This window comes from Mycobacterium sp. DHQP2018-32-09 (assembly GCF_058148405.1).
Genome location: NZ_JBYVYK010000059.1, coordinates 23,391 through 33,444, shown reverse-complemented (window position 1 = coordinate 33,444; position 10,054 = coordinate 23,391). Strand labels below are relative to the sequence as shown.

Genomic DNA, 10,054 nt, shown 5'->3' with positions numbered 1-10,054 from the left:
GCGGGCGGCGCCGCCGGGGGCGGCGCGGCCGGCGCGGCCCGCGGGCTGCCGACGGGTGAGCATGCCCCCGGTGCGGAGCGCGACGAGGCCAGTCGCGAGGGCAGGGACGAGCGCAAGGATGAGAGCAGGGACGAAGCCCGTGGCAAGGACGCCGAACGCGGTGCCTCCGGTGCGGCGCCTGGCGGTGAGGGCCGCGGTACCGCCCCCGCCCAGCCCGCGCCGCACGGCCAGGCGCCCACGTCGCCGGCCGTCCCCGACGGGCCTGCCCGCACCCGTCCCCAGCAGTCACCCCTCTGACAGCACCCCGTCGGCCAGGCGCCACGTGCGCCGAACGCCGACGGCGTCGAGGAACGCCTCGTCGTGGCTCACCACGATCAGCGCACCCCGGTAGGCGTCGAGCGCCGCCTCCAGTTGCCCGATGCTCGCCAGGTCCAGGTTGTTGGTCGGCTCGTCGAGCAGCAGCAGCATGGGTGCCGGTTCGGCGAACAGCACGCACGCCAACGTGGCCCGCAACCGCTCCCCGCCCGAGAGCGCCGCCACCGGTAGGGCATGCCGATCCCCACCGAAGAGGAACTGCGCCAGCAGGTGCATGCGCCGGGTGTGCGTCAGGCTCGGCGCGAACGCAGCGAGGTTCTCGGCCACCGACAGGTCCTCGTCCAACAGGTCCAAGCGCTGCGACACGTGGGCGACGCGGCCGTCGGCGCGCTCCACCTGCCCGGCGTCGGGAACGACGTCGCCACCGAGTACCCGCAGCAACGTCGACTTGCCCGCCCCGTTGGCACCGACGAGCGCGATGCGCTCGGGTCCGCGCACCTCGAGGTCCACACCATCCCCGGCGAACAGGTCACCGACGCGGACACCGCGCGCCACCAACACGGTGCGGCCCGCGGGCACCTCGGTGTCGGGAAGCCGGAGCGTCAACACGTCGTCGTCGCGCACGGCCCGCTCGGCGTCGGCCAGCCGTTGGCGCGCCTCGTCGACGCGATCGGCATGCACGTCGTCGGCGCGGCCCGCCGACTCCTCGGCGCGCCGCTTGCGGGCGCCGATCAGGATCTTCGGCAGGCCGGCGTCCTTGACGGTGCGCGCGGCGTTGCTCGATCGCCGCGCCGCCCGCTCGCGGGCCTCCTGCATCTGGCGCCGCTCCCGCTTGAGCAGTTGTTCGGCGTGCCGCACATCCGCCTGGGCGGCCACCGCGGCGGCCGCCGTCGCTGCGGTGTACGACGTGAAATTGCCGCCGTGGAACCGGATCTCGCCGTCGCGCAGCTCGGCGATGCGGTCCATGCGATCCAGCAGCGCCCGGTCGTGGCTGACCAGGAGCACGGTGCCGCGGAACTGATCGAGTGCGTCGTACAGCCGCCCGCGCGCCGCGAGGTCGAGGTTGTTGGTCGGTTCGTCGAGGAGCAACACGTCGGGGGTGGTGAGCAGCCGCGCCGCCAGACCCACCGACATCACCTGACCACCGCTGAGCGTCGACACGGTGCGATCCAGGTCGACGTCGGCCAACCCGAGGCGCGCCAGCAGCACGCGGCAACGCTCCTCGACGTCCCAGTCGTCGCCGATGGCGGCGAAGACCTGCGGCGAGGCGTCGCCCGCGGCCAGCGCGTCGAGGGCCGCGACCACGCCGGTCACGCCCAGGACGTCGGACACCGTCGCCGCCCCGTCGAGCGACAGCGTCTGCGGGAGGTAGGCCAGCGTGCCGTCGACGGTGACGGTGCCCGCACCCGCGGGCAACACCCCGGCGACCAGACGCAGCAGCGTGCTCTTGCCCGCGCCGTTGGGTGCGATCAGGCCGGTGCGGCCGGCGGCGAAGGTGGCGCTGAGATCGGTGAACACCGGGGTGTCGTCCGGCCACGAGAACGACAACCGGGAGATGACGACGGAAGACATGTCGAGATCCTTCGAGGGTGGCCCCACGGGGGCCGGTGGATGGGAAGACCGACGTACTCCGGAGTCATCCGGAGATGTCTTCTCCCACCACGACGGACCCACCTCGACTCGACGACACGGACCCCACCAGGGTAACCGGGCTACGCAAGCAAATATCTGCGCAAGGTGTCCGTGGTCGCGGTGATCTGCGCGGTCTCGACGTGTTCGTCGGACCGGTGCGCGAGGTTCGGATCACCGGGTCCGTAGTTCACCGCCGGGATGCCGAGCGCGGCGAAGCGCGCCACGTCGGTCCAGCCGAACTTCGCCCGCACCTGGCCGCCCGCGGCGGCCACCAGGGCCGCGGCCGCGGGTTGGGTGAGCCCCGGCAGCGCGCCGGGGGCCGCGTCGGCCAACTGCAGGTCGATCGGCAGCCCGTCGAACACCTCGCGGACGTGGGCGAAGGCCGCGTCGACGTCGCGGTCCGGGGCGAACCGGAAGTTGACGGTGACCGACGCCGCGTCGGGGATGACGTTGCCCGCGACGCCACCGTCGATGCGCACGGCGGACAACCCCTCGCGATAGGTGCAGCCGTCGATGTCGACCGACCGCGGCCGGTAGGCCGACAACCGGGACAGCACGTCGCCCAACTTGTGGATGGCGTTGTCGCCCAGCCATGATCGCGCCGAGTGCGCCCGCGTGCCCGTCGCGCGCACCACGACGCGGATGGTGCCCTGGCACCCGGCCTCGATGAAGCCGCCGGACGGCTCGCCCAGCACCGCGAGGTCGGCGGTCAGCCAGTCCGGGAGGTCGCGCTCGATGCGGCCCAACCCGTTGGCCGACGACTCGATCTCCTCGCAGTCGTACATCACCAGCGTGATGTCGTGTGCGGGTTCGGTGACGGTGGCGAGCAGGTGCAGGAACACCGCGTCACCGGACTTCATGTCCGACGTGCCGCAGCCGTAGAGCCGGTCGCCGTCGACGCGGCTGGGCAGGTTGTCCGCGGCGGGCACCGTGTCGGTGTGGCCGGCCAGCAGCACCCGCGTGGGTCTGCCGAGATGCGTGCGCGCCAGCACCGCGGCCCCCGAACGGATCACCTCGACGTGCGGCGCCTGCCGCCGCAGCGCCTCCTCGATCTCGTCGGCGATGCGCTGCTCGTGCCGCGACTCGCTGGGAATGTCCACCAGCGCGGCCGTCAGCTCGATCGGATCGGCATGCAGTTCCAGCCCCACGATCGTCGAGGCTAGTCCAGTACCCTCTGAGGACGTGACTAGCGCATCAGGCGTCGGCGTCGCCACCATCGCCGCCGACGGAACGGTTCTCGACACGTGGTTTCCCGCCCCCGAGTTGGCCGGTGACGGCGCCGCGGGCACGACACGGCTCTCGGTCGCCGAGGTGCCCGACGACCTCGCCGCGCTCGCGGGCCGCGATGAGTTGCGTGACGTGGACCTGGTCCTGGTGCGGACCACCATCGCCTCGCTCGACGACGCGCCCGTCGACGCCTATGACGTCTACCTGCGCCTGCACCTGCTCTCGCACCGCCTGGTGGCACCGCACGGCCTGAACCTCACCGGCATCTTCGGGCTGCTGGCCAACGTGGTGTGGACCAGCGAAGGGCCCTGCGCCGTCGACGGTTTTGAGAACACCCGCATCCGGCTGCGCTCGCGCGGGGCCGTCGCGGTGTACGGCGTGGACAAGTTCCCCCGCATGACCGACTACGTGCTGCCCACGGGCGTGCGCATCGCCGACGCCGACCGCGTGCGCCTGGGTGCGCACCTGGCCGAGGGCACCACGGTGATGCACGAGGGGTTCGTGAACTTCAACGCCGGCACGCTCGGCACGTCGATGGTCGAGGGCCGCATCTCGGCGGGCGTCGTCGTCGGCGACGGCTCCGACGTCGGCGGCGGCGCGTCGATCATGGGCACGCTGTCCGGCGGCGGCAAGGAAGTCATCGCGGTGGGCCGGCGCTGCCTGCTGGGCGCCAACTCCGGCCTGGGCATCTCCCTGGGTGACGACTGCGTCGTCGAAGCCGGGCTGTACGTCACCGGCGGCACCAAGGTCACCACCGGCGACGGGGCCACCGTCAAGGCCGTCGAGCTGTCGGGTGCGAGCAACCTGCTGTTCCGGCGCAACTCCCTCTCGGGTGCGGTGGAGGTCGTCAAGCGCGACGGCACCGGCATCACCCTCAACGAGGCGCTGCACGCCAACTGACGCGCCGCTCGGCGATTACGGCAAAGCGTTTGCCTCCGCAGACATCACCGCTTTGCCCGGCCTCAGCCGCAGCCCCGCGCCACCGACGGCGGCGCTCGCCGGCCACCGCACGGCAATGCGCAGGTGGTGCGTCGTTCAAGATCGATCCTTCGGACCGCAGGTGCGCTGCCGGGTGGCCGACGATTTCTTCCGTCGGCAATGACATCGATTTGCTGGCGTTCGAATTGACTATGCCGTAAGTTTGCGATCGAACCTGCACCGCGGGTCGTTGAAGCCGACGCCGCCCCACGTGACGGGTGCCACGCACACCGGAAGGCATCGTCATGACGGCACGGCATCGCTGCACCCGCTCCACCCCCACCCACCACCTCGTTTCCGTGGGACCGCGGCCGCTCACGGGGACGTACGCCCGCTACGTGGGCAGGATCGGAGCGCTGGCCGTGGCGCTCGGCGTGGGTGCCGCCCTCGCCGCCTCCCCCGTCGCGTCGGCCGACGAGGGCACCGAAGCGTCCTCCGGCTCTGCGGGATCCTCCTCGTCGAGTTCGCCAGCGACCGGCTCGTCGGCGGGCACGTCGAGCACCGGGTCCACCGCCGGCTCCAGCACGGGTTCCACCACCGACTCCGATGCCGGGTCCAGCACCGGGGCGACGTCTTCACCGCCGTCCCCGACGAGCACCGCGCCGGCCGCGACGACGACCACCGGGTCGTCGGCCACCTCCGGTAGCACGGGATCGCCGCGGCCACCGGTGATGAACGTCGACAGCAGCGGCGGGGCCATCACCTCCGACCACCGGACGTCCGACGAGCCGACCCCACGCCCGACGCCGGACGACGCGCCCGCGGTGCCGGCGTCACCGACGCCGACGCCGGCGTCACAGACACCGACACCGACACCGACACCGACACCGACACCGACACCGACACCGTCACCCGCGCCCGCGAAGAACGACGACCCGGCACCGGCTAACCGCCCCACGACACCCGAAGCGGTCGTCCACGCCGACACGGTGTCGGTCGACGCACCATCGACCGACAGTGTCGTGGCCCCCCGCTCCAGCGCTCCGGTGGCCTCGTCCGAGCCGGCCGTCACCGCGACGGCCGGCACCGTCGCTGCGGATGATGCGAATCCGCCTGCGCCGCAGGAGGAAACGACGGTGGCCGCGATGCTCGCGGCAGCCGTCGCACCCTTCGTCCTGCCCGGCCCGGCGACGCCCGCCGCGTCACCGCTGCTGTGGGCGGTACTCGCCTGGACGCGGCGCGAAGCCGAGGGCGACGGCTCGGGCGAGACGCTGCGGACCTCCGCCGCCGCGCTGCCGACGCCCGCGACCTTCGAGATCGACGAAGACCAGCCGCTCTTCGGGAGCGTCCTCGACCTCCATCCCGACGTGACGCCGGGGACCGTCACCGTCGCCGACGGCACCCCTCCCGCGCACGGCACGCTCACCCTCGACGCCAGCGGGAACTTCATCTACGTCCCCGACGCGGACTTCCACGGCGACGACCAGTTCGGCTACACGCTCACCGATTCCGACGGCGTCGTCGTCGTCGCGGCGGCCACCATCACCGTCACCCCGGCACCCGATCGTCCGGTCGGCTCCGACGCCGCGGTGGACGTCGCCGAGGACACCCCGGTCACCGCGACGCTGCCCGCCGCCGTCGACGTGGACGGTGACGCGCTCGTCTACGCCGTCGCCCAACCGCCGCAGTCAGGCACCGTCGTGGTGGCGGCCGACGGCACCTACACCTACACCCCCGCGCCGGACTTCCACGGTGTCGACTCCTTCGGCTACACCGTGAGCGACGGCACGTTCACCGTCGGATACGGCGTCACGGTCACGGTCACACCGGTCGACGACGCCCCCGTCGCCCACGACGACACCGTCACGGGCCCCGAGGATTCCGTGTTCACCGGGGTCGTCCCGGTCATCGAGGTGGACGGCGACGCCCTGTCCTACGGCATCGGACGGGCCCCGCTGCACGGCACCGTGACCCTCGGCGCCGACGGCCGCTACGTCTACACGCCGGCCGCCGACTTCCACGGGACGGACTCCTTCACCTACACCGTCACCGACGTAACCACGCCCCCGAGCACCGGCACCATCGCGATCACCGTGACCCCGGTCAACGACCCGCCGCTCGGCGAACACCTCGACGTCAGCACCGCCGAGGACACCCCGTACGTGGGCGTCCTGCCCACCAGCGACGCCGACGGCGACACGCTCACCTACGACCTCTTCGGCACCCCGGCGCACGGCACCGTCGAGATCCGGCCCGACGGATCCTTCACCTACCGCCCCGACGCCGACTTCAACGGCGCCGACGACTTCACCTACCACGTCATGGACGGCACCACCTACGGGCAGTACGTCGTCAGGATCACGGTGACCGCCGTCAACGACGCTCCCGTGACCACCCCCGCGACGTTCACCACCGGACCCGGCGTGGCCGTCACCGACACCGTCGCCTGGCATGCCACGGACGTCGACGTCGCCGACGACCTCACCTTCACCGCCGGAGCACCGACCTCCGGCACCGTCGCGATGGGCGCCGACGGCCAGTTCACCTACACTCCGTTACCCGGCTTCTCCGGTACCGACAGCTTCGTCTTCACCGTCACCGACATCGCGGGCGCCACGGCCGCGGGCGTCGTGACGGTGACCGTCGCCAACCGGACCCCCGTCGCCTCCGACGACGGCTACCAGGTGGCGCACGGCACCCCGTTGACCGTCGACGCCACCCACGGACTGCTCGCCAACGACGAGGATCCGGGCGACCCGCTCACCGTCACGGCGATCACCCAGCCGGCACACGGCACCGTCACCGTCGCCGGCGACGGTTCGTTCACCTACACGCCCGCAACGGGTTTCGGCGGCGACGACTGGTTCACCTACACGGTCACCGACTCGGCCGGGGCGACCGCGACGGCGACGGTGTTCTTCGGGGTGGCCGCGGCGCCGAACCTCCCACCCGTCGCCCCGGACTGGACGTTGCACACCGAAGCCGACGTCGACGTCGACTTCGACCCGCTCGCCGGCGTCACCGATCCCGACGGCGACGTCCTGTGGGTCCGCGACGGGGAACAACCCGCCCACGGCTTCGTCCAGCGGTACACCGATGGCACGATCGCCTACGTGCCCGACGGCACGTTCGTGGGCACCGACGGCTTCACCTACGAGGTGCACGACGGCACCAACGTCGTCACCGTCCGGGTGACGGTCGTGCTGACGCCCTCGACCGCCCCGGTGGCAACCGACGACGTCGTGACGGTGCGCGAGGGCGGCACGGTGGTCGTCGATCTGCTGGGCAACGACTCCTTCATCGGGACTCCCACCGTCGAGGTGCTGAGCACGCCGCAGTACGGGACCGTGACCGTCGACGCGACAACCGGCGTCCTGACGTACACGTCATTCCCCGGCAGCAACGCCCTCGGCGACTCCGTCGTCTATCAGATCACCGACGAGCGCGGCCGCTGGAGCGTCGCGTCGCTCGACGTCGTCTTCACCCAGGGGAACCGGCCGCCGGTCACCACCGACGACGTCGCCGCCACGCCGGTCGGCACGCCCGTCTCCATCGACGTGCTCGCCAACGACTACGACTACGACGGCACGACGCTCACCGTCTCGGTGGTCTCCCAGCCCGAGTTCGGCGGAACGGCGGTCGTTCGCAAGGACGGCACGATCGACTTCACCCCGGCCGACGGGTACGTCGGCATGGCGTCGTTCACCTACGAGGTCACCGACGAATTCGGCGCCGTCGCCCAGGCCACCGTGACCGTGACCGTCTACGACCCGACCCCGCCGGCGGCGCCGGTCAAGTCCTACACCGTCGGCAAGAACCGGACGCTGACCGTCTCGTTCGGCGGCGGCGTGCTGGCCGGCACCAGTTACCAGGGGTGGCTCACCGGTCTCGAGACCGGGCCTGCTCACGGCGCGCTGAACCTCGCCGAGGACGGCTCCTTCACCTACACCCCGCGGCAGGGCTTCCTGGGCACCGACTCGTTCGTCTTCTACTTCCACACCACCGAGCAGGGCGACGGGCCGTTCACCGCGACGATCACCGTGACCGAGGACGGCCCCGGCACCCCGTCGACCGGCACCGTCGCGGTGAGCGTGTCGTCATCGGACAGCGCCTACGGCACCTGCGGTGGCGACTGGTTCCCAGGCTGGGACGACCCGGCGAACACCTGGCCGACGTGCCTGTTCCTCGGTCGGCCCGAGGACGTCTAACCCTTCGCCGCCAGCACGCAGAACTCGTTGCCCTCCGGGTCGGCGAGCACCACCCACGACTCGTCGCCCGTCTGGCCGACGTCGGCGCGCGTGGCGCCCAGCCCGATCAGTCGCGCCACCTCGGCCTCCTGATCGTCGGGCGTGAAGTCCAGATGCAGCCGGTTCTTCACGGTCTTGCCCTCCGGGACCTCGATGAACAGCCAGTCCGGGCCGGCGCCCGCGGGCGCGCGCACCACGACGTCACCGTCGTCGGTGGGCTCGTACGGCCAACCCAGGACCGTCGCCCACCAGCCGGCCAGCGCGTGCACGTCGTCGGCGTCGATGCAGATCTCGGTGAACGCCAGGCTCACGTCATCAGCTCCTTCTTCATCACCTTGCCCATGGCGTTGCGGGGCAGACTCGCCACGATGCGCACCTCGCGGGGACGCTTGTGCGCCGAAAGCCGTTCGGCCACGTGGTCGATCAACGCCTGCGGGTCGGCGTCGCCCACCACGAACGCCACGATGCGCTGCCCCAGGTCGGCGTCGGGCACGCCCACCACGGCGGCCTCGACGACGCCGGGGTGCCCCAGCAGCGCCGTCTCGATCTCGCCGGCACCCACGCGGTAACCGCCCGACTTGATCAGGTCCACCGACTCGCGGCCGACGATGCGGTGCATCCCGGCGGCGTCGATCACCGCGACGTCGCCGGTGCGGTACCACCCGTCGGCCAACACCTCGGCGGTCGCGTCGGGCCGGTTGAGGTAGCCGTCGAACAGCATCGGGCCCCGCACCTCGAGCTTGCCGATGGACTCCCCGTCGTGGGGCACCTCGGCACCGTGGTCGTCGACCAGCCGCGTGCTCACCCCGGCGAGTGGCAGACCCACCCAACCGGGGCGCCGCTCACCGTCGGCCAGCGTGCTGAGCGTGATCAGCGATTCGGTGGAACCGTAGCGTTCCACGGGCGCGTGGCCGGTGAGTTCGACGAGACCGTCGAACACCGGGACCGGCAGGGGCGCGCTGCCCGACACCAGCAGGCGGGCCGACGACAACGCCTGCGCCGCAGCGGGATCGGCGACCACCCGCGACCACACCGTCGGCACGCCGAAGTACAGCGTGCCCGCCGCCTCGGCGTACGCCTGCGGTGTGGGCTTGCCGGTGTGGACGAAGCGGTTGCCGATGCGCAGCGACCCCAGCAGGCCCAACACCAGGCCGTGCACGTGGAACAGCGGCAACCCGTGCACCAGCGTGTCCTCGGCCGTCCACTGCCACGCCGCGGCCAACGCGTCGACGTCGGCCGCGATGGCGCCCCGGCTGATCACCACGCCCTTGGGCGCACCCGTCGTCCCCGAGGTGTACATCACCATGGCGGGCGCCTCGGGCGGCGGTTCGGCGTACCGGTGCCACGACCGCGCGTGCAGCCGAACGGGGATGTGCGGCAACCCCTCCGACTCCTCGGGCACGTCCCCGAGCCATGCGACGGCCGCCGAGTCGACGAGCATGTGGCGCCGTTCGGTCGAGCCGACGTCGGCGGGTACGGGCACGAACTGCACGCCTGCGATGAGACAGCCGACCATCGCGTACACCGTGGCGGGCGTCGGCGTGGCGAGGATGGCCACGCGCTGCCCGCCCACCTGGCTGGCCACGCGCTCGGCCACCGCGGTGCCGCCACCGACCAGGTCGCTGCGGCTCAGCGTGGCGCCCGCGATCCGCAGGGCATCGGCGACGTCGTGGCCCGCGGCGACGGCCGCCGGGTTCAGCGAGGGGAGCAACACA

The 10,054-nt window shown here is 72.0% G+C and carries 7 protein-coding genes and 1 pseudogene; 3 read left to right on the top strand and 5 right to left on the bottom strand.

Translation table 11 applies throughout. From position 1 onward, the window contains the following. Window positions 1-297, top strand: a pseudogene (locus tag AC30CM_RS23320) (hypothetical protein); the annotation flags it as partial. On the opposite strand, the gene AC30CM_RS23315 reads toward AC30CM_RS23320, so the two are convergent. Together AC30CM_RS23315 and dapE are read right to left on the bottom strand one after the other, a co-directional pair. Then, window positions 286-1,887, bottom strand: a complete 1,602-nt coding sequence (locus tag AC30CM_RS23315; protein WP_490119288.1) for an ABC-F family ATP-binding cassette domain-containing protein — start codon at window positions 1,885-1,887, stop codon at window positions 286-288. The pseudogene AC30CM_RS23320 and the gene AC30CM_RS23315 overlap by 12 nt on opposite strands. Window positions 1,888-2,027: 140 nt before the next feature. Next, window positions 2,028-3,095, bottom strand: coding sequence for a succinyl-diaminopimelate desuccinylase (dapE, locus tag AC30CM_RS23310; protein ID WP_490119287.1), 1,068 nt, complete (start codon window positions 3,093-3,095; stop codon window positions 2,028-2,030). Between the two features lie 34 nt (window positions 3,096-3,129). On the opposite strand from dapE, the gene dapD reads away from it, so the two are divergent. Then, the gene (dapD, locus tag AC30CM_RS23305; protein ID WP_490119286.1) at window positions 3,130-4,074 is read left to right on the top strand and encodes a 2,3,4,5-tetrahydropyridine-2,6-dicarboxylate N-succinyltransferase; all 945 of its coding nucleotides are present in this window, start codon (window positions 3,130-3,132) and stop codon (window positions 4,072-4,074) included. Between the two features lie 412 nt (window positions 4,075-4,486). Here dapD and AC30CM_RS23300 read toward each other — a convergent pair whose 3' ends face one another. After that, complete coding sequence (locus tag AC30CM_RS23300) at window positions 4,487-5,164, bottom strand: hypothetical protein (protein WP_490119285.1); 678 nt, start codon at window positions 5,162-5,164, stop codon at window positions 4,487-4,489. Between the two features lie 73 nt (window positions 5,165-5,237). Here AC30CM_RS23300 and AC30CM_RS23295 point away from each other — a divergent pair, with 73 nt between their 5' ends. Next, window positions 5,238-8,300 (top strand): Ig-like domain-containing protein, encoded by a 3,063-nt coding sequence (locus AC30CM_RS23295; RefSeq protein ID WP_490119291.1) that lies wholly within the window; start codon window positions 5,238-5,240, stop codon window positions 8,298-8,300. Here AC30CM_RS23295 and AC30CM_RS23290 read toward each other — a convergent pair. Further along, window positions 8,297-8,650: a VOC family protein gene (locus tag AC30CM_RS23290; RefSeq protein WP_490119284.1), complete on the bottom strand. Its 354-nt coding sequence runs from the start codon at window positions 8,648-8,650 to the stop codon at window positions 8,297-8,299. The genes AC30CM_RS23295 and AC30CM_RS23290 overlap by 4 nt on opposite strands. Then, window positions 8,647-10,053, bottom strand: a complete 1,407-nt coding sequence (locus AC30CM_RS23285; RefSeq protein WP_490119283.1) for an acyl-CoA synthetase — start codon at window positions 10,051-10,053, stop codon at window positions 8,647-8,649. Before AC30CM_RS23285 ends, AC30CM_RS23290 begins: the two co-directional genes overlap by 4 nt. Between the last annotated feature and the right edge of the window lies 1 nt (window position 10,054).

Excerpts from the sequence above, each read along its gene's own strand:
- AC30CM_RS23295 (WP_490119291.1), top strand. The coding sequence starts at position 5,238 with ATGCTCGCGGCAGCCGTCGCACCCTTCGTCCTGCCCGGCCCGGCGACG.
- AC30CM_RS23315 (WP_490119288.1), bottom strand. The coding sequence starts at position 1,887 with ATGTCTTCCGTCGTCATCTCCCGGTTGTCGTTCTCGTGGCCGGACGAC.